The sequence below is a fragment of the Pseudomonas fluorescens genome, from assembly GCF_019212185.1.
Taxonomy (GTDB): Bacteria; Pseudomonadota; Gammaproteobacteria; order Pseudomonadales; family Pseudomonadaceae; genus Aquipseudomonas.
Genome location: NZ_CP078138.1, coordinates 2652151 through 2676051, shown reverse-complemented (window position 1 = coordinate 2676051; position 23901 = coordinate 2652151). Strand labels below are relative to the sequence as shown.

At 64.3% G+C, this 23901-nt stretch carries 17 protein-coding genes, 2 pseudogenes and 2 riboswitches; of the genes and pseudogenes, 9 read left to right on the top strand and 10 right to left on the bottom strand.

The annotated features are described in order from the left end of the window. Positions 1–3 precede the first annotated feature (3 nt). On the bottom strand, positions 4–1071 hold the full coding sequence (cobW, locus tag KW062_RS12220) for a cobalamin biosynthesis protein CobW (RefSeq protein WP_027620346.1): 1068 nt from the start codon (positions 1069–1071) through the stop codon (positions 4–6). A gap of 99 nt (positions 1072–1170) precedes the next feature. After that, a riboswitch (cobalamin riboswitch) is annotated at positions 1171–1379 on the bottom strand. 117 nt (positions 1380–1496) lie between these two features. Next, a riboswitch (cobalamin riboswitch) is annotated at positions 1497–1722 on the top strand. A 97-nt stretch (positions 1723–1819) separates the two neighbouring features. Between cobW and KW062_RS12215 the strand changes: the two genes are divergently transcribed. The 4 genes from KW062_RS12215 to cobM all read left to right on the top strand — a co-directional run bounded on the left by KW062_RS12215 (position 1820) and on the right by cobM (position 4018). Next, a complete protein-coding gene (locus KW062_RS12215) occupies positions 1820–2011 on the top strand; it encodes a CbtB domain-containing protein (protein ID WP_027620347.1) in 192 nt (63 codons plus the stop codon). A gap of 11 nt (positions 2012–2022) precedes the next feature. Next, complete coding sequence (locus KW062_RS12210; RefSeq protein WP_027620348.1) at positions 2023–2730, top strand: CbtA family protein; 708 nt, start codon at positions 2023–2025, stop codon at positions 2728–2730. Further along, positions 2727–3140 carry a cobalamin biosynthesis protein gene (locus KW062_RS12205; RefSeq protein WP_027620349.1) on the top strand — a complete coding sequence of 138 codons (414 nt, stop codon included), beginning with the start codon at positions 2727–2729 and terminating at the stop codon, positions 3138–3140. Before KW062_RS12210 ends, KW062_RS12205 begins: the two co-directional genes overlap by 4 nt. 131 nt (positions 3141–3271) lie before the next feature. Then, positions 3272–4018: a precorrin-4 C(11)-methyltransferase gene (cobM, locus tag KW062_RS12200; protein WP_027620350.1), complete on the top strand. Its 747-nt coding sequence runs from the start codon at positions 3272–3274 to the stop codon at positions 4016–4018. 140 nt (positions 4019–4158) lie between these two features. Here the strand turns inward: cobM and nfuA are convergent, their stop codons facing one another. Beyond that, on the bottom strand, positions 4159–4743 hold the full coding sequence (gene nfuA / locus KW062_RS12195) for a Fe-S biogenesis protein NfuA (RefSeq protein WP_007912592.1): 585 nt from the start codon (positions 4741–4743) through the stop codon (positions 4159–4161). Positions 4744–4846: 103 nt separating this feature from the next. Further along, the gene (locus KW062_RS12190) at positions 4847–7138 is read right to left on the bottom strand and encodes a fatty acid cis/trans isomerase (protein ID WP_105755721.1); all 2292 of its coding nucleotides are present in this window, start codon (positions 7136–7138) and stop codon (positions 4847–4849) included. Positions 7139–7294: 156 nt separating this feature from the next. Between KW062_RS12190 and metH the strand changes: the two genes are divergently transcribed. Together metH and KW062_RS12180 are read left to right on the top strand one after the other, a co-directional pair. After that, positions 7295–11005: a methionine synthase gene (gene metH / locus KW062_RS12185; protein WP_105755720.1), complete on the top strand. Its 3711-nt coding sequence runs from the start codon at positions 7295–7297 to the stop codon at positions 11003–11005. A 218-nt stretch (positions 11006–11223) separates the two neighbouring features. After that, entirely contained in the window at positions 11224–11649 is a 426-nt protein-coding gene (locus tag KW062_RS12180) for a glycine zipper domain-containing protein (RefSeq protein ID WP_027620353.1), read from the top strand. 121 nt (positions 11650–11770) lie between these two features. On the opposite strand, the pseudogene KW062_RS12175 reads toward KW062_RS12180, so the two are convergent. Next, positions 11771–12974, bottom strand: a pseudogene (locus tag KW062_RS12175) (benzoate/H(+) symporter BenE family transporter). A 127-nt stretch (positions 12975–13101) separates the two neighbouring features. Here KW062_RS12175 and pdxR point away from each other — a divergent pair. Beyond that, the gene (pdxR, locus tag KW062_RS12170) at positions 13102–14589 is read left to right on the top strand and encodes a MocR-like pyridoxine biosynthesis transcription factor PdxR (protein WP_105755603.1); all 1488 of its coding nucleotides are present in this window, start codon (positions 13102–13104) and stop codon (positions 14587–14589) included. A 49-nt stretch (positions 14590–14638) separates the two neighbouring features. Here pdxR and KW062_RS12165 read toward each other — a convergent pair whose 3' ends face one another. The 5 genes from KW062_RS12165 to KW062_RS12145 all read right to left on the bottom strand — a co-directional run bounded on the left by KW062_RS12165 (position 14639) and on the right by KW062_RS12145 (position 20018). Further along, positions 14639–15712, bottom strand: a complete 1074-nt coding sequence (locus tag KW062_RS12165) for a 2,3-butanediol dehydrogenase (RefSeq protein ID WP_256351120.1) — start codon at positions 15710–15712, stop codon at positions 14639–14641. An 87-nt stretch (positions 15713–15799) separates the two neighbouring features. Beyond that, a complete protein-coding gene (locus KW062_RS12160; protein WP_105755604.1) occupies positions 15800–16912 on the bottom strand; it encodes an acetoin dehydrogenase dihydrolipoyllysine-residue acetyltransferase subunit in 1113 nt (370 codons plus the stop codon). Next, entirely contained in the window at positions 16912–17928 is a 1017-nt protein-coding gene (locus KW062_RS12155) for an alpha-ketoacid dehydrogenase subunit beta (RefSeq protein ID WP_027620358.1), read from the bottom strand. Before KW062_RS12155 ends, KW062_RS12160 begins: the two co-directional genes overlap by 1 nt. A gap of 33 nt (positions 17929–17961) precedes the next feature. Further along, a complete protein-coding gene (locus tag KW062_RS12150; RefSeq protein WP_105755605.1) occupies positions 17962–18939 on the bottom strand; it encodes a thiamine pyrophosphate-dependent dehydrogenase E1 component subunit alpha in 978 nt (325 codons plus the stop codon). A gap of 2 nt (positions 18940–18941) precedes the next feature. Next, a complete protein-coding gene (locus KW062_RS12145; RefSeq protein ID WP_027620360.1) occupies positions 18942–20018 on the bottom strand; it encodes an ATP-NAD kinase family protein in 1077 nt (358 codons plus the stop codon). A gap of 331 nt (positions 20019–20349) precedes the next feature. On the opposite strand from KW062_RS12145, the gene KW062_RS12140 reads away from it, so the two are divergent. Next, positions 20350–22242 carry a sigma-54-dependent Fis family transcriptional regulator gene (locus KW062_RS12140; RefSeq protein WP_027620361.1) on the top strand — a complete coding sequence of 631 codons (1893 nt, stop codon included), beginning with the start codon at positions 20350–20352 and terminating at the stop codon, positions 22240–22242. A 186-nt stretch (positions 22243–22428) separates the two neighbouring features. After that, positions 22429–23148 carry an SDR family NAD(P)-dependent oxidoreductase gene (locus tag KW062_RS12135; RefSeq protein WP_105755606.1) on the top strand — a complete coding sequence of 240 codons (720 nt, stop codon included), beginning with the start codon at positions 22429–22431 and terminating at the stop codon, positions 23146–23148. Positions 23149–23445: 297 nt separating this feature from the next. Here KW062_RS12135 and KW062_RS12130 read toward each other — a convergent pair. Continuing rightward, positions 23446–23787 (bottom strand): annotated as a pseudogene (locus KW062_RS12130) (cupin domain-containing protein); the annotation flags it as partial. Between the last annotated feature and the right edge of the window lie 114 nt (positions 23788–23901).

The following is a 23901-nucleotide window of genomic DNA, read 5'->3' as shown; positions in this document are numbered from 1 at the left end:
GGATCAGACGCTGAGGGCGGCGCGCAGTTGCGCTTCGAGCAAGGCCGCGTCCAGTTCCTGGCCGATCAGCACCAGGCGCGTGATGCGCGCTTCTTCAGCGCCCCACTGACGGTCGAAGTGCTTGTCGAAACGAGTGCCCACGCCCTGGATCAGCAGGCGCATCGGTTTGTTCGGGATCGCCGCGAAACCCTTGACCCGCAGGATGCCGTGCTGCACCACCAGTTGGGTCAGGGCATCGAGCAGCAGGCTTTCATCGGCTTGCGGCAGTTCGATGGAGATCGAATCGAAGGCGTCGTGATCGTGGTCTTCATGATCGTCGCCGTCATGGTGGTGATCGTGGTGGCTGTGGCGGCTGTCGATGTGTTCTTCGGAGCCGGCACCCAGGCCGATCAGCACGTCCAGCGGCACGCGACCGCTGCTGGCCTCGATGATTTTCACCGCCGGCGGCAGTTCCTCGGCGACTTCCTGGCGCACTCGGGCCAGGTCTTCGGGGTTGATCAGGTCGGTCTTGTTGAGGATCACCAGGTCGGCGCTGGCCAGTTGGTCAGCGAACAGTTCGTGCAGCGGCGACTCGTGGTCAAGGTTCGGGTCGAGCTTGCGCTGGGCGTCAACCTGGTCCGGGAAGGCGGCGAAGGTGCCGGCGGCGACGGCCGGGCTGTCGACCACGGTAATAACCGCGTCAACCGTGCAGGCGCTGCGGATTTCCGGCCACTGGAAAGCCTGGACCAGCGGCTTGGGCAGGGCCAGGCCAGAGGTTTCGATGAGGATGTGGTCGAGGTCGCCACGGCGCGCCACCAGCTCGCGCATCACCGGGAAGAATTCTTCCTGGACGGTGCAGCACAGGCAACCGTTGGCCAACTCGTAGACCCGGCCGCTGGCTTCTTCTTCGGTGCAGCCGATGGAGCACTGCTTGAGGATTTCGCCGTCGATGCCCAGCTCGCCAAATTCGTTGACGATCACCGCGATGCGCCGGCCCTGGGCGTTGTCGAGCATGTGCCGCAGCAAGGTGGTTTTGCCCGAGCCAAGGAAGCCGGTAACGATGGTGACGGGGAGTTTGGCCAGTGTTTTCATCGGATGCCCTTTGGCAAGGTGGCGGGCATACGGGACGAGAACCAGCGACGCAGACGCGCGCGGGAGCAGTTCGCCACCGGATCACCCCGCCCGGTTGTAGTGAGAATCTGGATCGAGGCAGGTCTCCTGGCTGACGGTGGGCCGGTCTTTCGACTGGCGATTACTGCGCCTTCCCGCCGCTCGGAAGAGCGTGCAGTGGCCTGGCAGCAACGACACCGTTCACAGTTGCGGGGGCAGCCGCGGCATCGACCGCGTTCCCTTCTTAGCTTCGGCGCAGGGGCCGAAGAACCTCGAAGGTGCAAGGCTACGCATCGTACTGGGCTCGGTCAATGGTTCTGGTGACCGCAAATCCATTGTGGGAGCGAGCCTGCTCGCGAAGGGGTCAACTCGGTATCAAGATTGACGCCAGCACCCGCCCATGCTCTCCTACACACCTTGTTACGGGTGCCCTTCACAGGGTGAAACGGGAAACCGGTGAATCATGAGCTTTACTTCAAGCCCATGTCAGTCCGGTGCTGCCCCCGCAACGGTAAGCGAGTGAAGAATCACAGCCACTGTGCCTGATGTACAGCATGGGAAGGCGATTCTTGAAGGTTTGGCCAACGCCAGCCCCTCGTGAGCCCGGAGACCGGCCCGCAATACTTGAATAACAAACCCGCGGTGGGCGGGCGCTGTTTCAGTTTCCGCGGCCTGCTCGCGGAGGCTTGCATGCGCACGGATCACCCCTGACTGACCAGAGGTAAGCGCCATGTCGACCATCAGCAGCACTCGCCACGCCACCGCCGCCGGCACCACCACACTGGGCCAACGCCTGGTCGCCGCCCTCAGCGCCTCGATCCTCGGTGCGTGCCTGGTGTACTTCGCCGGCTTCTCGCACATCGAAGCCGTGCACAACGCCGCTCACGACACCCGGCACAGCGCCGCTTTCCCGTGCCACTGAGACCTGCCCAGATGATCAAGCGTATTGCTCAAACCGCAGGTTTCAGCGGGCTGTTGGCCGCCCTTCTGCTGACCCTGCTGCAAAGCTTCTGGGTCTCGCCGCTGATTTTGCAGGCCGAGACCTACGAGAAATCCGAGCCCGCCGTCGAGCAAGTGCATGAACATGCCGACTCGGCGATGGCTGCCCACAGCCACGACGCCGAGGCCTGGGAGCCGGAAGACGGCTGGCAGCGCGTGCTGTCGACCACCGGCGGTAACCTGGTGGTGGCGGTCGGTTTCGCGCTGATGCTCGCCGGACTCTACACCCTGCGCACCCCGACCCGCACGTCCCAGGGCCTGCTCTGGGGCCTGGCCGGCTACGCCACCTTCGTCCTCGCGCCGACCCTCGGCCTGCCGCCGGAGTTGCCGGGCACCGCCGCCGCGGATCTGGCGCAGCGGCAGATGTGGTGGATCGGTACTGCCGCGTCTACTGCTGCCGGTATCGCCCTGATCGCCTTCGGCAAGAACTGGCTGCTGAAGGCACTCGGCGTGGCCATCTTGGCGGTGCCGCACATCGTCGGCGCGCCGCAACCGGAAGTGCATTCGATGCTCGCCCCCGAGGCCCTCGAAGCGCAGTTCAAGATCGCTTCGCATCTGACCAACGTGGCGTTCTGGCTGGCCCTTGGGCTGATCAGTGCCTGGTTGTTCCGGCGCAAAAGCGCAGGCCACTATCAGGCATGAGTGAAACGCGCGCAGCGCCGACCCTGGTGGTCGGCCTGGGCTGCCAACGCGGCTGCCCGGCCAGCACGCTGCGCGCGTTACTCGACCAGGCCTTGCAGGCACAGCGGATCGATCTGCAATCGATCACGGCGCTGGCGAGCATCGACCTGAAACGTGATGAACCCGGGCTTATCGAACTGGCTGAGCAACTGGGCTTGCCCCTGACCGTGTTCAGCAGCGAGCAATTGTCCGCTTACGAAGCACGGCTTAGCCACCAGTCCCAGATCGCTTTCGAGCGCACGGGTTGTTACGGCGTCGCCGAAAGCGCTGCCCTCGCCCTTGCCGAAGCACTGGCCCAGGCGCCAGCGACCTTGCTGATTTCCCGACAGAAGTATGCGCAAGCGACCTTTGCGTTGGCGTGTGCCGGATAATGGGCAATACCCCGCACACCTGTAGGAGCGAGCGAGTTCCTGCGTTAGCCCCCTTCAATTCTTGCGATAATTCCCTTTTCATCATGAGCATCGCTCATCTGCCCCTTCCCTAGAACCCTCAGGAGCCGGCCATGACCGTCTACTTCATCGGCGCCGGCCCCGGCGATCCGGAACTGATCACCGTCAAGGGCCAGCGGCTGATCCGCAGTTGCCCGGTGATCATCTACGCCGGCTCGCTGGTGCCGGCTGCCGCGCTTGAAGGCCACCAGGCCGAACACGTGATCAACAGTGCCGAACTGCACCTGGAACAGATCATCGAGCTGATCCGCGTGGCTCACGTCCAGGGCCAGGATGTGGCCCGCGTGCATTCCGGCGACCCGAGCCTGTACGGCGCCATCGGCGAGCAGATCCGCCACTTGCGGGCGCTGGGCATCCCCTTCGAAATCATCCCCGGCGTCACCGCCACCGCCGCCTGCGCGGCGTTGCTGGAGGCTGAACTGACCCTGCCGGACATCGCCCAGAGCGTGATCCTCACCCGCTACGCCGACAAGACCAGCATGCCCGCCGGCGAGTCGTTCAGCAGCCTGGCCGCCCACGGCACCACCATGGCCATTCATCTGGGGGTCAATCACCTGGAGAAAATCGTCGCCGAACTGCTGCCCCATTACGGCGCGGATTGCCCGATCGCCGTGGTACACCGGGCCAGTTGGCCGGATCAGGACTGGGTGCTGGGAACCCTCGCCGATATCGCCGAGAAAGTGCAGGCCAAGGGGTTCCGGCGTACGGCACTGATTCTGGTGGGCCGGGTGTTGGCCAGTGACAGTTTCAGCGAGTCATCGCTGTATCGGGCGGGGCATGCGCATTTGTATAGGCCGTAATGTTTCTGCTCTACCACGGCCATTGTCGGAGCTGGCTTGCCAGCGAAAATCGTCAACGATGACGCGTAAAGCCAGATGCTCCTACAGGGCATAAAAAAACGGCGCTCACGGACGCCGTTTTTTTAGTCGCAGCGAACGCCTTAGTAGTAGGCGTTTTCTTTCTGCGTGTGATCGGTCACGTCGCGCACGCCCTTGAGCTCCGGAATGCGCTCGAGCAGGGTGCGCTCGATACCTTCCTTCAGGGTTACGTCCGCCTGGCCGCAGCCCTGGCAGCCGCCGCCGAACTGCAACACGGCGATGCCGTCTTCAACCACATCGATCAGGCTGACCTGGCCGCCGTGGCTGGCCAGCCCCGGGTTAATTTCGGTTTGCAGGTAGTAGTTGATGCGCTCGTTGACCGGGCTGTCGGCGTTGACCATCGGCACTTTGGCGTTCGGCGCCTTGATGGTCAACTGGCCGCCCATGCGGTCGGTGGCGTAGTCGACGACTGCATCGTCCAGGAAAGCTTCGCTGAAGTGATCGATGTAGGCGGTGAAGCTTTTCAGCCCCAGCGCGGTGTCTTCCGGCTTTTCCTCGCCCGGCTTGCAGTAGGCAATGCAGGTCTCGGCGTACTGGGTGCCAGGCTGGGTGATGAAAACGCGGATGCCGATGCCCGGGGTGTTCTGCTTGGACAGCAGATCAGCCAGGTAATCGTGGGCGGCGTCGGTGATGGTAATAGCGGTCATGGAATTTCCTCGCAGGCTTGGGCGCAGTTTACGCCAAACGTGGCGCCGGACAAAGTCCCAGTATTTTTGTCGGGTTAAAGCGCGGACCTTAATCCGCGTTCAATCACAGGTTCTCGTAGCGATTCATGTCCAGCACGCCCTCTTCCACCGGGTCGGTTTCGTGGATATAGCGGCTCAAATCGTGGAAATACACCCAAAACAGCGGATGGCTGCGACGAATGCCCCAACGCTCGACAATGCGCTCGAAACGGTTGGCGTCCTTGGCGTTTTCCATGTCCTCGACGAATTCCGGCACATCGGCCACCGGAATATTGAACATGAAATTCGGGTAGCTGCTGAGCACGCCGGGATACAGCGTCAGGGTGTCGAGCCCCGGCTGATAGCGCAGCGATTCGCCGAGCATGAACGCCACATTACTGTGAGCGCGGTTGCGCAGCAGGCTGTAGATCTCGCGCTTGCCGCCAGGAACTTCGATGCGCAGCATGGTCGCTTCCGGCAATTGGTCAATCACCTTCAAGCCTGCCGCCGGGCGCGACACCAGACGACTCAGGACCTGCTCGGCGCCCTGCAGGGCCGGGTCGATATTGGCCCGCGAGCAATAGGCGCCGTCGCAGCGGTTGATCGGATCCGGCCGGGCATTCAGGTCGCCGTAGCGTGCCAGCAACTGGTGGGTGAAGTCGCGCATCGGGTCCTTGGCATCCAGGCTCAGCGCGGTCGGGGTGTCATCGTCGATGTTTTCATAGTCCATCCACATCTTCAGCTTGCCGCTGTTCTGGTACCAGTCGTCGAGGTAGGCATCCCGCGAGTCGGCCGGCATCAGGCGCAGGAAGTTCAGCTCGGCGCCGTTGCGGATCAGGTCGAAATACAGCCGCGTCTGCGCCTGGTGCGAGACGTTGCCGTAAACGTCGAAGTTCACCGCCAATTGGTAGTAGGTACGCTCCAGCAGCGGGTAGTCGAACAGCCACATGGTCTGCGGCACATCGCCGATCAGGCCCTTGGTCACCGAGGCACTGTCGAAGTGGCGGAAAATGCTCAGCAACGAGTTGTTGTTGCCCGCCCACAGGGTCGACCAACTCGGCGCCGGCGCGTCGGCGTAGCTATCGCGGCGCAGGGCTTCGTAATCGTTACGTTTGTCGCGGTAGGTGTGCCACAGGCTCAGAACGCTGCCGACATCATCGTTCTGCCCAGGCATCGCCAGCAGCGGCGTGGCCTGGCGCCGGTAGTTCGGGTCGACGATGTACAGGTCATGCTCGGGCGCCTGGAACAGCGCCCAAAAGTTATCGCGGATCACATCGGTCGCGATCTGCCCACGGCACACCGGACCGCGAATAAAGGTGCGCACGAAGTATTCGGCGTTATCCAGCATGAACTGGTAACGCGCCTGAGCCGGAATCGCCTGGAAGGTCTCGAACGGGTTGGCGCGGCGCTCCGGGCCGTAGCCGGGCAAGGCGTCGACTTGCCAGTTGCCGCTGTAGAACAGGCTCTTGACCCGGGCCAGCTTGGCCGGGCTCAGCGGATAACTGATGTGGGTCTTGTGCACGATCACCCCCTGCACCGGCCACAGGCGGTAGTACACCTGGGTGCCCGGGTCATCGTTGGGGCGGCGACTGGCGATCAGGTCGATCGGCTGGCCGGTCGGGGTGCGCGAACGCACCCACTGGAAGAAGTGCCCGGGCTCGCCACCCTTGAAGTAGACATGGGCGAGAAACAAGTGCTCGTACAGCCAGCGCGCCACCAGGCTTTCCCGGGCGCCTGGGGCATTCAGCAAGTTTTCCCATTGCACCACCTGCGCGGCTTCTTGCGCGCTCGGCGCGAGGGCCTGTTCATCGATGGGCGCGCCCGAGGCCAGCCAGCGTTGCAGGGTCTGGTATTGCGCGTCGGTCAGCCCGGTGACCGCCAGCGGCATGCCTTCTTTCGGGTGCTGGCTGGCATAGCCGTCGAATTCCGCCGGCTGCGGGCACATGTTATTGCGGTTGAGCCCCAGGACGATTTCGTCCGGCAGCTTGGCATTGGGTTGCAATGGGGTCTGGTGCCCCAGCTCGAGCATCCGCGCCATCAACGCGGCCTGGCTGCCCTGGGTCTCGACCACCGGGTAGAAGCCCTTGTTCTGCCAGGCTTGCTTGCCAAAGGCGTCGTAAAAAATCCGCGTCGGGCTCGACGCCGTACTGCGATCACCGTCATAAACCGGGACCTTGCTCGCCCCGCGCGCCGCGCCTTCGCCACTGCCCAGGTTGAGCTGACAGGCGGCGTCGTTGCAGGCGTGGCAGGCCACGCACTTTTCAGTGAAGATCGGCTGGATATCGCGGGTATAGGAGATCGCCGGGGCGCTGTCCTGCGCTGCCGCGAAACTGCTGATAAGCAGCGCAAAAAGGCTGGTGAAAATGCGATACGACATGTCCCGGGTCCCGATCGTGAAAAATCGTCGCGATTCTACCGGGCCAGCACCCTGCCCAACATGAGCGATATTCATGCAAAAGCGCCTTATGCTCCAATAGCGCACAGGTTTGCTATGATTCCCGCCCTTCGTAATAGGCTTACCAGGTAGTCCTTCATGTCCGATCGCAGCGCTCGCCTCCACGTTCTCAAGCAAGCCCTCAAAGAGCGCATCCTGATTCTCGATGGCGGCATGGGCACGATGATCCAGAGCTACAAGCTGGAGGAACAGGACTACCGTGGCAAACGCTTCGCCGATTGGCCGAGCGACGTCAAGGGCAACAACGACCTGCTGGTGCTGACCCGCCCGGACGTGATCGGCTCGATTGAAAAAGCCTACCTCGACGCCGGTGCCGACATTCTCGAGACCAACACCTTCAACGCCACCCAAGTGTCCCTGGCCGACTACGGCATGCAGGGCCTGGCGTACGAGTTAAACGTAGAAGGCGCACGCCTGGCGCGCAAAGTGGCCGATGCCAAGACTCTGGAAACCCCGGACAAGCCGCGTTTCGTCGCCGGCGTTATCGGTCCGACCAGCCGCACCTGCTCGCTGTCGCCGGACGTCAACAACCCGGGCTACCGCAACGTCACCTTCGATGAACTGGTGGAAAACTACACCGAGGCCGCCAAGGGCCTGATCGAAGGCGGCTCGGACCTGATCCTGATCGAGACCATTTTCGACACCCTCAACGCCAAGGCAGCGATTTTCGCCGTGCAGGGCGTGTTCGAGGAACTCGGCTTCGAGCTGCCGATCATGATTTCCGGGACCATCACCGACGCCTCCGGCCGCACCCTGTCGGGCCAGACCACCGAAGCGTTCTGGAACTCCATCGCCCACGCCAAGCCGATTTCCGTCGGCCTGAACTGCGCCCTCGGCGCCAGCGAGCTGCGGCCGTACCTCGAAGAGCTGTCGAACAAGGCCAGCACCCACGTTTCGGCGCACCCTAACGCCGGCCTGCCCAACGAATTCGGCGAGTACGACGAGTTGCCGGCGGAAACTGCGCGGGTCATCGAAGAATTCGCCCAGAGCGGTTTCCTGAACATTGTCGGCGGTTGCTGCGGCACCACCCCGGGGCACATCGAAGCCATCGCCAAGGCGGTCGCCGGCTACGCACCACGGCAGATTCCAGACATTCCCAAGGCCTGCCGCCTGTCCGGCCTCGAGCCGTTCACCATTGACCGCAGCTCGCTGTTCGTCAACGTCGGCGAGCGCACCAATATCACCGGTTCCGCCAAGTTCGCCCGGCTGATCCGCGAGGACAACTACACCGAAGCCCTGGAAGTTGCCCTGCAGCAGGTCGAGGCCGGCGCCCAGGTGATCGACATCAACATGGACGAGGGCATGCTCGATTCGAAGAAGGCGATGGTCACCTTCCTCAATCTGATTGCCGGCGAGCCGGACATCTCCCGCGTGCCGATCATGATCGACTCCTCGAAGTGGGACGTGATCGAAGCCGGCCTCAAGTGCATCCAGGGCAAGGGCATCGTCAACTCGATCAGCATGAAAGAAGGCGTCGAGCAGTTCATCCACCACGCCAAGCTGTGCAAGCGCTACGGCGCTGCGGTGGTGGTGATGGCCTTCGACGAAGCCGGCCAGGCCGACACCGAAGCGCGCAAGAAAGAAATCTGCAAACGCTCCTACGACATCCTGGTCAACGAAGTCGATTTCCCGCCGGAAGACATCATCTTCGACCCGAACATCTTTGCCGTGGCCACCGGTATCGAGGAGCACAATAACTACGCGGTCGACTTCATCAACGCCTGCGCCTACATCCGTGACGAGCTGCCGTACGCCCTGACCTCCGGCGGCGTGTCCAACGTGTCTTTCTCGTTCCGTGGCAACAACCCGGTGCGCGAGGCGATCCACTCGGTGTTCCTGCTGTATGCGATCCGCAGCGGCCTGAGCATGGGTATCGTCAACGCCGGCCAGTTGGAAATCTACGACCAGATTCCGCTGGAGTTGCGCGACGCGGTCGAGGACGTGATCCTCAACCGCACCCCGGAAGGCACCGACGCCCTCCTCGCCATCGCCGACAAGTACAAGGGCGACGGCAGCGTCAAGGAAGCCGAGACCGAAGAGTGGCGCAACTGGGACGTCAACAAGCGCCTGGAACACGCGCTGGTCAAGGGCATCACCACCCATATCGTTGAAGACACCGAAGAGTCGCGCCTGTCGTTCGCGCGGCCAATCGAGGTTATTGAAGGCCCGCTGATGTCGGGCATGAACATCGTCGGCGACCTGTTCGGCGCCGGCAAAATGTTCCTGCCGCAAGTGGTGAAATCCGCCCGTGTGATGAAACAGGCAGTGGCCCACTTGATCCCGTTCATCGAGCTGGAAAAAGGCGACAAGCCGGAGGCCAAGGGCAAGATCCTGATGGCCACGGTCAAGGGCGACGTGCACGACATCGGCAAGAACATCGTCGGCGTGGTGCTGGGCTGTAACGGCTATGACATCGTCGACCTCGGGGTGATGGTCCCGGCGGAGAAGATCCTCCAGGTGGCCAAGGAGCAGAAGTGCGACATCATTGGCCTGTCCGGGCTGATCACCCCGTCGCTGGACGAAATGGTCCACGTCGCCCGCGAAATGCAACGCCAGGATTTCCACCTGCCGTTGATGATCGGCGGCGCGACCACGTCCAAGGCGCACACTGCGGTGAAGATCGAGCCCAAGTACAGCAATGACGCGGTGGTCTACGTCACCGACGCCTCGCGCGCCGTCGGCGTGGCCACCCAGTTGCTGTCCAAGGAACTGAAGGCCGGTTTCGTCGAGAAAACCCGCCAGGAATACATCGAGGTCCGTGAGCGCACCGCCAACCGCAGCGCCCGTACCGAACGCCTGAGCTACCCGGCGGCGATCGCCAAGAAACCGCAGTTCGACTGGGACAGCTACCAGCCGGTGGTGCCGACCTTTACCGGTGCCAAGGTGCTGGACAATATCGACCTCAAGGTCCTGGCCGAGTACATCGACTGGACGCCGTTCTTTATTTCCTGGGACTTGGCCGGCAAATTCCCGCGCATCCTCGAGGATGAGGTGGTCGGTGAAGCTGCCACTGCGCTCTATGCCGATGCCCAGGAGATGCTCGCCAAGCTGATCGACGAAAAGCTGATCAGCGCCCGGGCGGTGTTCGGTTTCTGGCCGGCCAACCAGGTGCATGACGACGATCTGGAAGTTTATGGCGACGACGGCAAGCCCCTCGCCCGCCTGCATCACCTGCGCCAGCAGATCATCAAGACCGACGGCAAGCCGAACTTCTCCCTGGCCGACTTCGTCGCGCCCAAGGACAGCGGGGTGACTGACTACGTCGGCGGTTTTATCACCACCGCCGGCATCGGTGCCGAAGAAGTGGCCAAGGCCTATCAGGACGCGGGCGACGACTACAACTCGATCATGGTCAAGGCCCTCGCCGACCGCCTGGCCGAGGCCTGTGCCGAATGGCTGCACCAGCAGGTGCGTAAAGAGCATTGGGGTTATGCCAAGGATGAGGCGCTGGACAACGAAGCGCTGATCAAGGAGCAGTACAGCGGCATTCGCCCGGCACCCGGCTACCCAGCCTGCCCGGACCACACCGAAAAGGCCACGCTGTTCAAGCTGCTCGACCCCGAGGCCCACGAGCTGAAGGCTGGACGCAGCGGCGTGTTCCTCACCGAGCACTACGCAATGTTCCCGGCGGCGGCCGTCAGCGGCTGGTACTTCGCCCACCCGCAAGCGCAGTACTTCGCCGTCGGCAAGGTCGACAAGGACCAAGTGCAGAGCTACACCGCGCGCAAGGGCCAGGAACTGAGCGTGACCGAACGCTGGCTGGCGCCGAACCTGGGGTATGACAGCTGATACGCGCTTGAGCGTGCTCCCACTTGTCCCTGTGGGAGCCGACTTGCCGGCGATGAGGCTGATGCGGTGTTACTGACGGCCTCATCGCGAGCAGGCTCGCTCCGACAGTGGGCGCGGTGTTTAGAGATATCCAGTGATCGGCGTCAAGCCTCGAATCGAACTTTGCCACGCCGCCACACTCTACATCTGCAACACCCTCACACACGGAAAACCTCATCATGCGTCTGACATTCTCTGCTTTGGTCATGGGCATCCTGATCTCCCAAGGCGCGCTGGCTGCCGGCGACGGTAGCGCGGCGGTCGGCGGCGGGCTGGGTGGTGCGCTGGGTAACGTGGTGGGCGGCCAGCTCGGCGGCAGCACCGGCGCGGCTATTGGTGCCGGCGTCGGCGGTGCGGCGGGTGGCGCGATCGCCGCGCCCAAAGGCAACCGCAACGAAGCCGCCATCGGCGGTGGCCTGGGTGCCGCGGGTGGCTCGGTGGTCGGTAATTCGCTGGGTGGCTCGACCGGTTCGACCATCGGCGCCGGCCTCGGCGGCGCAGCGGGTGGCGCCGTCGGCAACAACCTGGCCGATGACGACAACCACTCCAGCCACAACAGCCATAACGGCAAGCACAAACATAAAAACAAGCACAAGCATCACTGAGGCTTGATCGGTCACTGTGGGAGCGAGCTTGCTAGCGAAGAGCGTGAACGATAACGCGCACTGCCGTAATGCACGCGGCGGGCTCTAGTTATTCGCGAGCGAGCCCGCTCCCAGAGGTGTCTCAACCCCCTGAACTGCCGCGCCGAGCATGGATCAATCCATGCATCAGCAGCCCCAGCACCAGCCCCCAAAACGCCCCACCCAATCCCCACACAGCGTGACATTCGCCGCGGTCGCCAGAGAAAGGTAATCAACGCCGTTTCACGTCCACGCACATCGCCCAACGCCGTCGCCAAACTGCCGCCAATCGCCCCCAGCAACGCCAACCCAGCCAGGGTGCTGATAAAGGTCGCCGGCAAGATCACAAACAAGGTCGCCAGGGTGCTGCCAAAAATCCCCACCAGCACATAGAACACACCACAGGCCAGGCCCGCGATGTAGCGCTTGCCTGGTTCTTCATGGGCTTGCGGACCGGTGCAGATCGCAGCGGTGATCGCCGCCACGTTAAACGCATGGGAGCCGAATGGCGCCATCAGCAGCGAGCCCAGCCCCGTCGCGGTGAGAATCGGATTGGCACTGGTGCCGTAACCGTCGTTGCGCAGCACCAGCATGCCCGGCATGTATTGCCCGGTGAGGGTGATCACAAACAACGGGATGGCGACGCTGAGCAGCGCCTTGAGGGAAAACTGCGGGGTGGTCCACAGCGGCTCGGCCAGGCTCAACGCGACGCCGGAGAAATTCACCTGCCCCAGCCCGAGCAGCAACAGGATGCCCATCAGCAACACGCCGACGATCGCGTAGCGCGCGGTGAACCGGCGCAGCAGCCCATAGCCGAGCACCAGCACGCCGACCAGCAGCGGATCGACACTCGCCCCGCCAAAGGCGTCCACACCAAAGCGCAACAGGATGCCCGCGAGCAAGCCCGCCGCGATGCCTGGCGGAATCAGGCGCACCACCCGCTCGAAGCAGCCCGACAACCCCAGCAGGACAAAACCCAGCGCCGACAGCAGGTAGGCGCCGATGACTTCGCCATAGGGCACATCCGGCAGCACGGTGATCAGGAACGCCGCACCGGGTGTCGACCAGGCGGTGATGATCGGCGCGCGATAGCGGTAGCTCAGCCACGCTCCGGTCACACCCACGCCAATCGAGATCGACCAGATCCACGACGCCGTCTGTTCGGGACTGAGTCCGGCGGCTTTCGCGCCCTGGAACACCAGAATGAAAGTGCCGCCGTAGTTGACGATCACCGAGATCAGCGCGGCGACAATCGGGTGCAGCAGGTCGCTGGATTTGATGGGCAGGGTGAGCGCGGTGGTTTTCATGAATGCAGGGCCTTCTGTTGCGCATGACGGGTTACCAAGGGCGCGAGTATTGAGTCAAAATGGCTTACTTAAAATATCCACTTTTGCTCATTGAATTAGACCACTTTCAATTGCCAGGACGGCCCCTATGAAAACCCGCGCCACCGCCTACCCGGTCTGGAACGCCTTTCTCCCCGCCCCCGACAGCCCGTTGCCATTGCGCGAACAACTGCTGCGCTTCCTGCGCAAGGGGGTCGCCGAGGGCAGCCTGGCAGCCGGCGTGCGCCTGCCCGCCTCGCGCCTGCTGGCGGACGAACTGGGCGTGTCGCGCATGACCGTGACCGGGGTCTACGAGCAGTTGATCGGCGAAGGCTTCCTCGAGGCGCGCCAAGGCGCTGGCACCTATATCGCGGCACGCATCGATGCTCCCGTACCTGCCGATCTGCCCAGCGCACACGCCGCCCTGCGCGGCTCTCAGCGCGGCCGCCTGCTGACGGGACTGGACTCGATGTCGCTGGCTCTTCCCGACTGGCCGCTGACCCCCGGTCTGCCGGCGCTGGATGCCTTCCCCCATGCCTTATGGGGCAAGCTCGAGGGACGTTTCTGGCGCAACCAGGCAGCGGCCCACTCCGCCTACGGCGATCCCCAGGGCCTGCTCTCCCTGCGCGAGGCCCTGGCCGATTACCTGGGCGCGTCACGGGCCATCGCCTGCCGTGCCGACAACATCATCATTACCCCCGGTGCCCAGGCAGCGGTGTCGATCGCCGCGCTGGCGATTGCCGATCACGGGCAGCAGGCCTGGGTCGAAAGCCCCGGCTATGACGCCACTCACCGCAGCCTGGCGTTGGCCGGGCTCGACAGTGTGGGAGTGCCGGTTGACGCCCAGGGCCTGGATGTCGAGGCCGGCCGCCGGCTGGCGCCCGAGGCCCGGCTGGCGCTGGTCTCGCCTTCTCACCAATACCCGAGCGGCGTGACCATGAGCCTGGAACGCCGCCTGGCCCTGCTGAAGTGGGCGGACCAGGCCGACGCAATGATTCTCGAAGACGACTACGACAGCGAATTCCGCTACGCCTGCGCCCCAACCCCGGCGCTCAAGGCGCTGGACGCTAATCACGGCCGGGTGATCTACATCGGCACCCTGAGCAAGCTGCTGATACCCGGCCTGCGCCTGGGCTTCCTGGTGGCGCCGGACGCCTGGGTCGACGTGCTGCAGCGGGTGCGCAACGGCAGTGGATACCGCGTGCCGAAAGCCCTGCAAGCCACCGCCGCCGAGTTCATCAGCCAGGGTCATCTGGGCCGCCACATCCGCCGTGCCAAGGCCCTCTACAGCGAACGTCGCGACGCCTTGCTCGCGGCACTGGCCAGCGAGGCTCACGGCCTGCTGACGGTCAGCAACGCCAGCACCGGCTTGCATCTGCTCGGGCACCTGGCGGACAGCTGCGACGACCAGGCCCTGACCCACGCCGCACGCCACCGGCAGATCGGCGCCGGGGCCTTGTCCAGGTTATACGTCGGCCATCATTCCCGGGTGCAACAAGGACTGTTGCTGGGCTTTGGCAACACGCCGGCGGGGTCGATGCGCGGCGCGGTACAGACGCTGTGCCGGCTGATCGACGCGCAGCCAGGCCAGCGCTGAGCAATAAAAAATGCGATGGCCGCTGCCGGCCATCGCCAAGTCGCCCGCTTCAGGCGCTGAACGTACGGCTCGGTGAAACAATGATCTTGACGTTGTGTTCCTTGTTGTTGACCAGCTCTTCGAAGCCCTGGCCGACAATCTGCTCAAGCTGGATGCGCCCGGTCACCAGCGGCGTGATGTCCAGGCGGCCGTCGGCAATGAAGGCGATCACATCGGCGAATTCACCGTTGTAGGCCAGGGCACCGAGCACCTGTTTCTCGGTGGCCACCAGTTCGAAGAAGTTGAACTCGCTGGGCTCTTCGAAGATTCCCACCAACACGCACTTGCCGGCCTTGCGGATCAGGTCGATGGCCAGCTTGGCGGTGTGCTTGTTGCCGATGCACTCGAAGCTGACATCGGCTCCTAGCCCGCCGGTCAGGCGCCGGACCTCGGCCAGGGCGTCGCACTCCTTGGGGTCGAGCACATGACTGGCGCCGACTTCAAGCGCCTTGGCCTTGCGTGCGCCGGACATTTCCAGGGCGATCACCTGGGCCGCGCCGGCGGCCTTGGCGCACATGATGGTGCACAGGCCGATGGTCCCGGCACCGACCACCACCACATTCTGCCCCAGCAGGCTGCCGGCCTTTTTCACCGCATGCATGCCCACCGCCAGCGGCTCGATCAAGGCCCCGGCCTCGGCGGGAAAGTTGGCCGGCAGCTTGTACAGCAGATTGGCCGGCACGTTGACCCACTCTGCGAACGCGCCGTTATTCATCAGCCCGGTAAAGGCCAGGTTCTCGCAGATGTTGTACAGGCCGTGGGTGCAGTAATAGCAGGTACCGCAGTGCTGGCAGGCATCGGCGGCCACCGCTTCGCCAACGCTGAAGCCCTCGACCCCGGCACCGAGCGCGACGATCTCGCCACAGAACTCGTGGCCGAGGATGCACTGGCCCTTGATCCCGGTGAGCGGGTGCGGCGCCTCGACCGGAATGAACACCGGCCCGGCCACGTACTCATGCAGGTCGGAGCCACAGATGCCGCACCACTCGACACGGATCTGCACCCAACCGGCGGGCGGCGCGATCGGCAGCGGCACGTCTTCGACGCGGATATCGTTGCGACCATGCCAGACGGCGGCACGCATGCTTTGCACAGGATTGATTGCACTCATCTTCACATCTCCATGAAATCGGATCGGCCCGGTCACCGTTGCCGCTCACCGGGCAACGGTTCAAAGGGTCTGCACGAAGTCCAGGATCAGCCGGTTGACCTGCTCGGCCGCCTCCATCTGCACCATGTGCGCCTGGCCCGGGAGGATCTCGACACGAGCGTTGAGGCCCTGGCTGTGACGCGCCGGAATGATCGCGTCGGCATCACCCCAGATCACCAGCACCGGACGCTCGCCCTGCTGCACCACGGCGCGCAGATCGGCCTGCTGGCGGCCATCGGTAAACAAGCTCACTGACAATTGCCGCAGCGCGTCATCCACGCCTTCGAGGCGCTTGTACTTGAGCATGTCTTCGAGCATCTGCCGGTTGACCAGCTCGGCGTCGGAGAACAGTTGCATCAGCGGCGCCTTGAGCGCATTGCGATTGCTCGCCTCGACAAAGCCTCGCAGATAATCGCCATTGATCTCCTGGCCGAGGCCGGCACTGCCGATCAGGGTCAGCGAGCACACGCGGCGCGGGGCCAGGCGTGCGGCGTTGAGCGACACCGCGCCGCCCATGGAGTGCCCCACCAGGTGCGCCAGCGGAATGTCCAGGTGATCGAGCAGGTCCAGCAGCACCGCGCTCAACTCATCCAGATCGCCACGCTGCAAGGCTTTGCTCGACTCGCCATGCCCGGGCAGGTCGAGGGCGATCACCCGGCGCCCCGCCGCCAGCACTTCGTGGTTGAACAGCCAATTGTTCAAGTCGCCGCCGAAGCCGTGCACCAGCAACAGCGGAATGCCGCCGCTGCCGCGCTCGAAATAGCGGATCGTGCGGCCATCGAGTTCGACCTTCTGCGGCTTCGGACCGAGGTCTTCCTCGGCGCCGTCACCGGGCACGAACGAGGCCTGGAACTGCTCGACCACGGCGTCGATCTCGGCCTCGCTGGCTTCGCCTTCGACGACGATGCCGAGCAGCGCACCGACCGCCAGGGTTTCGTCCTGACGGGCGATCTGCCGACGCAGCACGCCGCTGAACGGCGCTTCGACGCTGCTGGAGATCTTGTCGGTTTCGACGTCCATGACTTCGTCGCCCTTGCTGATGGCCTGGCCTTCTTCCTTGAGCCAGGCATCTACCCGGCCCTCGGTCATCGACAAGCCCCACTTGGGCATGGTCAGGGTATGGATCTGGCTCATCAGCGCTTGCTCCACTCGATCAGCTTGAGCACGGCGCTCTCGATCTTCGCCGCGTCAGGGATATACAGGTCTTCCAGGGCGTCGGAGAACGGCACCGGGGTGTGCGGCGCGGTGACCATCTCGATCGGTGCCTTGAGCGCACCGAAGGCTTTTTGCGCGACCAGCGCCGAGATGTCGGTGGCCATCGAGCAGCGCGGGTTGGCCTCGTCGATCACCACCAGACGCCCGGTTTTCTCGACGCTTTCAAGGATGCTGTCTTCGTCCATCGGGCTGGTGGTGCGCAGGTCGATTACCTCGCAGTCGATGCCGCGCCCGGCCAGGCTGCGGGCGGCGTCCATCGCGGTATTGACCGTGCGCCCGTAGGACACCAGGGTCACGTCCTTGCCGTCGCGCAGGAAGTTGGCCTCGCCGAAAGGTATGCTGTAGAGCTCTTCCGGCACTTCGCCCTGCATGCTGTAGAGCATCTTGTGCTCGCAGAAAATCACCGGATCGTTGTCGCGAATCGCCTGGATCAGCAGGCCCTTGGCGTCATAGGGCGACGACGGGCAGACCACCTTGAGCCCGGGAATGTGGGTCCACAATGAGGTGAGCATCTGCGAGTGCTGGGCGGCGGCGCGCAGGCCGGCACCGACCATGGTGCGGATCACCAGCGGCGTGGTCGCCTTGCCGCCGAACATGTAGCGAAACTTGGCGGCCTGGTTGAGGATCTGGTCCAGGCAGCAGCCGGCGAAGTCGACGAACATCAACTCGCACACCGGGCGCACGCCGCAGCTAGCCGCCCCCACCGCCGCGCCGACATAACCGATCTCCGACAAAGGCGTGTCGAGCACCCGTCCGGGAAACTGGTGATAGAGGCCCTTGGTCACCCCCAGCACACCGCCCCAGGCGTCGTTGTCCCCGGGCGCACCGGCGCCGCCGGCGACGTCTTCACCCATGATGAACACGCTTGGATCGCGGCGCATTTCCTGGGCCAGGGCTTCGTTGATTGCCTGCTGATAACTGATTTTTCTCGCCATGATTGAGTTCTCGATTCTTGTTATAGGGGGCGTTCAGGGATAAGCGACGTAGACATCGGTCAGCAGGTCGGCGGCGCTCGGCTTGGGGTCGGACTTGGCCTTGCGCACGGCGTTCTCGATCAGCGTCTCGACCTCCTGATCGATGCGGTCGAGCTGGCTGGCCTCGAGCAGACCGGCGCGGGTGGTGCGCTCGCGGAACTGCATCAGGCAGTCGCTGTGCTCACGGAAATGCCGCACCTCGTCAGGCGCGCGGTAGGTCTGGGCGTCGCCTTCAAAGTGGCCGTAGTAACGGGTCAACTTGACCTCGATCAGCGACGGCCCCTCCCCGGCCCGTGCGCGCTCGACGGCGGCAGCGGCGGCTTCGTGGACGGCGAAGAAGTCGAAACCGTCCACCGTGACCCCGGGCATGCCGAAGCCGGCGGCGCGGTCGGCGATGTGGTCGCAGGCCACCGACCAGTTGGACGCCGTAGCCTCGGCGTAGCCATTGTTTTCGGCGATGAACAGGCACGGCAGGTTCCACACCGAGGCCATGTTCATCGCCTCGAACACCGCGCCTTCGTTGGAGCCGCCGTCACCGAAGAACACCACCGCCACCGCGTCGGTGCCCTTGAGCCGGGCTGCCAGCGCCGCGCCCACCACCAGCGGCGCACCGGCGCCGACGATGCCGTTGGCGCCGAGCATGCCCTTCTCGAAATCGGCGATGTGCATGGAGCCGCCCTTGCCCTGGCAGACCCCGGTTTTCTTGCCGTAGATCTCGGCCATCATGCCGAACACATCCACGCCCTTGGCGATGCAATGGCCGTGGCCACGGTGGTTGGAGGCGATACAATCGTCATCGCGCAGGTGCGCCATGACCCCGGCGGCCGACGCCTCTTCGCCGGCATACAAGTGGACGAATCCGGGAATCTCGCCGGTGGCGAACTCCACATGCAGGCGCTCTTCAAAGGCGCGAATGGTGCGCATCACCTGATAGGCATGCAGCAATTGCTCAGCAGTCAGCGGTGTCGACATTTTTATTCTCCAGGAGTGTCTTGGGACTGAAGGTTCATGGGGTGTTGCGGATGCTCGCGGCCGATGGCCAGGAGGCGTTGCTGCGCGGCACAGGCCAGGGTCGCCTCGACATCAATGCTCAGCGGGCCGCCGGCATCGAGGGTGACCGTGGGGCGGTCATGCACGTTGAATTCGATTTCCCGCTCGCCATCCAGGGCCAGGGTGCCGCTGGCCAGCGCCAGGCCATGGGCGACGCCGGGCTCCAGGCGACCAGCCGCCGCCACCCCGCAGCCTTGCAGCAAGCCGGGGGCCAGCGGCACCAGCAAGGCTTCGGGCGACTGAGGATCGAGGCGCATCCAGGCCCCGTGCGGCGCCTGGCGCGGCACCGGCAGCCAGAGCCCGCAAAGTGCCGAGAGCCCAATCGACTGCGGCTCGGCGAAGGTCACGAAGACTTCCGCCAGGTCCGCCGCGCGACTGATCGCCCGCGCGCCGACAAAGGCCAGCGACGACACTGCGACGTCCACCAGCGCCAGTTCACACAGGCCACGGCGGGCCTCGCGCACCAGCAGGCGCTTGTTGCGCCGCAGAGCAATCTCCGGTGGAATCCGCCCGCTGGCGTACAACCCGCCCGCGAGGCCGGCACTGGTGGCTTCGCGCAGTTCCGGGAAGGCATTGTTGGTGCCGGTGGACAGGGTCAGCAGCGGGATATCGCCGACTTCCGCGGCCACCGCCTTATGAGTGCCGTCGCCGCCGAGCACGGCGATCAGCGCCACCTCGCGTTCGGCCATCAGGCGCGCGGCCTGACGGGTATCGCTGACGTTCTGGCGCAGGGTGAAATCGAGGAACTCCAGGGCCGGCCAGTGACTGTCGCGGGCCTGGCGACTGTGGCTGTTCTTAAGGATCGCCGCCGCCATGCCAATCATGTCGGTGGGCAGCAGCACCCGCTCGATCCCGGTGGCGCCAAAGGCAGCGAGCAGGCGCTGGATCACCGAGACCTTGTCGGTGCTGGAGAACAATCCGGCGTTGGCGGTCAGGCGCCGTACATCTCGGCCCGATGCCGGGTTGGCAATGATGCCGACGGTCAGCGGTGCGTGCTTCATGGGGCGCTCCGCCGGGCAACGGGCAGCCACTCACAGGGACAGGACATACAGGCACCTCGAATTATTATTGGTCTTGCCGTGGCTTGAGCAAGGCCGGTGCCAGTTCGCAAAAACCCACTGGAAAAGCCTGTTTTAGAGCGCTTTCGTCGTGCGCAACAGATGCCCGCGACGGCCGCGACTGAGACGTCGGATGTCAGGCTGCACGGTGGGTCGGCGCGACCTTGAGACGTCGCGTCTCACGCGCCGCCGTACGCCGCCTGGCGCTTGTCGGCGGCCGGGGAACGGCGCTTAATGACCGCACAACGACAAGAAGCTGCACTCGGAGGCCTTAATGCTTTCCGCACACTCAAGGGCGCACGTGGATTGCGTCAGCCGTGTCCTGAAGAACGCCGACCACCTGCCACAACTGCCGGTGCCCGACCTGATACTCGACTCCTGGCGCCGCTCCATGGAGCAACACCATCTGGACCCCGGTTCGCTGCAAGGGCCGCGCATCCTCTCCCAGCATGTGCTGCAGGAATGCCGCGAACGCTCGGAACTGTTTTTGCGCATCGCCAGCGAAGAAGTCGCGCGCCTGCACGGCCGCGTGCGCGATGCCGACTACTGCGTGCTGCTCACCGATGCCCAGGGCCAGACCATCGATTACCGGGTCGAAAGCACCATTCGCAACGACTGCCAGAAGGCCGGCCTGTACCTCGGCACCTGCTGGTCCGAGGGCGAGGAAGGCACCTGCGGGGTGGCGGCGGTGCTGACCGCCCGGGCGCCGGTGACGGTGCACAAGCGCGATCACTTTCGCGCCGCCTTTATCGGCCTGACCTGCTCCGCCGCGCCGGTGTTCGATCCCCGCGGCGAACTGCTCGGGGTGCTCGATGTGTCGGCGGTGCGTTCGCCCGATGAACGCCGTTCACAGCACCTGATCCGGCAAATGGTGGTGCAGAGCGCACGGCAGATCGAACAGGCGTTTTTCATGAACAGCGCCGAGGGGTACTGGATCCTCCGTGCCCACAGCAGCCCGGGCTATGTCGACAGCCAGCCGGACTATCTGCTGGCCTGGGATGACGACGGCCGCCTGCAGGCCCTCAACCCGGCGGCGCGGCATCTGCTGCTGCAGGGTTTTGGCCGCTTACCCGAACACATCAGCCAGGTCTTCGATCAGCAGCGCCTGCACGCCGCCCGCGACGAAGCCCTGTGCCTGTTGCCCAGCCCGGGCCTCGGCCAGGTCCTGCACGGACGCCTCAGCGCGCCGCGTCGCCTGCCGCGCAATCGCCCGCGCCTGGCGCTGTCGCCTGCCGAACTTGACCCACGATTGGCAGAAAGTCTGCGCCTGGCGGTGCGGGTCAAGGACCGCAACCTGCCGGTACTGATCCAGGGCGAAACCGGCAGTGGCAAGGAAGTCTTCGCCCGTCAGTTGCACCAGGCCAGCCAACGCCGCGAGCAGCCCTTTGTGGCGATCAACTGCGCGGCGATTCCGGAAGGCCTGATCGAGAGCGAACTGTTCGGCTACGTCGCCGGGGCCTTTACCGGCGCCGCCAGCAAAGGCATGCAAGGCCTGCTGCAACAGGCCGATGGCGGCACGCTGTTCCTCGATGAAATTGGTGACATGCCGCTGAGTTTGCAAACACGGCTGCTGCGGGTGCTGGCCGAAGGTGAAGTGGCGCCGCTGGGTGGATCGCGGCGCAAGGCAGTGGACATCCAGGTGATCTGCGCCAGCCACCGCGACCTGGAAACCTTGGTCAGCGCCGGAGCATTTCGCGAGGACCTGTACTTTCGCCTCGCCGGTGCGCGCTTCCCCTTACCACCGCTGCGCGAACGCAGCGACCGACTGGCGTTGATCAACCGCATCGTCGAAGAAGAATCGGCGCACAGCACAGCGCCGCTGCAACTGGGCGACGCCGCCCTGGAATGCCTGCTCGGTTATCGCTGGCCGGGCAATGTGCGGCAACTGCGCCATGTCCTGCGCTACGCCTGCGCGGTGTGCGAAGGCCCGGTGATTCAATTGGCTGATTTGCCAGAAGCCTTGCGCAGCCCCGGCCTGCTCGCCCCACCGGCCGACGACATTGCGGAGCAAGGCAGCAGCCCGGAACGCCAGACCCTGATCGATGCGCTGATCCGCCACCGCTGGAAACCCAGCGCCACCGCCCAGGCCCTCGGCATCTCGCGCGCCACCCTGTACCGCAGGGTGCGTCAGCATGGGATTGAAATGCCGGGGAGAAGTCCGGCGTAGCCGGCCTGCGGTGTACCCCTTGTAGGAGCTGGCTTGTCGGGCCGCCGCCCGGAGCCAGCTCGCTCCTACCGTTGAACGGTGTGCGCTGAACAATGGATACACATCCAGAAACACCTCCCCATTGCCATCCCCCACCCGCTCTGTTTGCATCCGCGCTGCATGTTCATTCAGTCAAGGAGACAAACAATGAAAACCATGGTGGTCGGTGCCAGCCAGGGCCTGGGCAGGGCTTTGATCGAGGGCCTGGGTGAAGCCGGTGACAGCCTGATCGGCGTGTCACGCGGCTGCCCGCAAAACCTGCACCCGCGCCCGGGGGTCGAACTGCGCTGGGTAGCCGCCAATCTCAGCGAACCGGCCGCCGCCGCGCAGGTCATCGAACAAGCCGTGGCAGATGAAGGCCTGGACACCCTGATCTACAACCTCGGCATCTGGGAAGAACGCGCCTTCGATCCGGCCTACAACTTCCTCGCCGACCAGGACGACCAGTTGCAAGCCATCGTCAACTGCAACATCACCGCCCCGCTGCTGCTGATCAAACGCCTGCTGCCGACACTGCTGCGCAGCGCCAACCCGCGAATCATCCTCACCGGCTCGACCTCCGGCCTGGCGCAAAGCGGTCGACCGGAAGTGGCCTTCGGCGCCTCCAAGTTCGCCCTGCACGGCATGGCCGACGCCTTGCGCGAAGGCTACCGGCAGCAGCGCCTGGCGGTGACGTGCCTGAACCTCGGCTACCTCAACACCGAAGACCCGCTGAGTACTCCACGTGAAATCGCCGAGCAGCGCGGCGACGGCCAACTGATTCCGCTGCACGATGTGGTGCAGGTGGTGCGCACGGTACTGAGCCTGTCCGCGGCCAGCTACGTCAGGGAGATCACCCTTCCGGCACTGTTGGATGAGCGTTTCTGACAGCTTGACGGCCATGAACGGGGCGTCTGTGCAATCTTCGCGAGCAGGTTCGCTCCTGCAATGTTGTGTTGTCCTGTCGCATTCCCCTGTATGAGCCAGCCTGCTGGCGATGAAGTTGATGCGGTGAAGCGGCTGGCCCCATCGCGGGCAAGCCCGCTCCCACAGTGGGTTTTGTGTTGGTCACAGATTCCGGGGAGCTTGCAAATCCCACTGTAGGAGCCAGCCTGCTGGCGATGAAGTTGATGCGGTGTAGCGGCTGGCCCCATCGCGAGCAAGCTCTCTCCTGCAATGTTGTGTTCAACGCTCCGACATCACCACCATCACTTCCGCATCCGCCCCATCCTCGCCCAGCGCCAGGTAGATATGTCCAATGCTGCTGTTGAAGTAGGCGGTTTCGCGGCAGCCGATGGTGATCGATTCGCCGGTCTCGAATTGAATCCGCACACGCCCCGACAGCACCAGGGCGAACTCTTGCCCGGGGTGCCGAATGTAGTCTTCGAACTGGGTCAGTTCGCGGGCAAAAATCCGCGCGTACATGGGGGTCATGCTGCGCCCGGGGAAATCGCCAGCCATCGGGTGGTAATCGTAATTGCCGGTGCTGTAGCCCGCTGCACTGTCGATGGCGGTGCTGACCACGGTGGGTTGGGCCTAATGCTTTCCCTCGACTGATCCGCGCGTAGCAGGCCGACTGTGCAGAAAAATCGAACCGTAGAGGGCGCCCACGGCGCCTAGCAGAGGTGATCGACTATGACA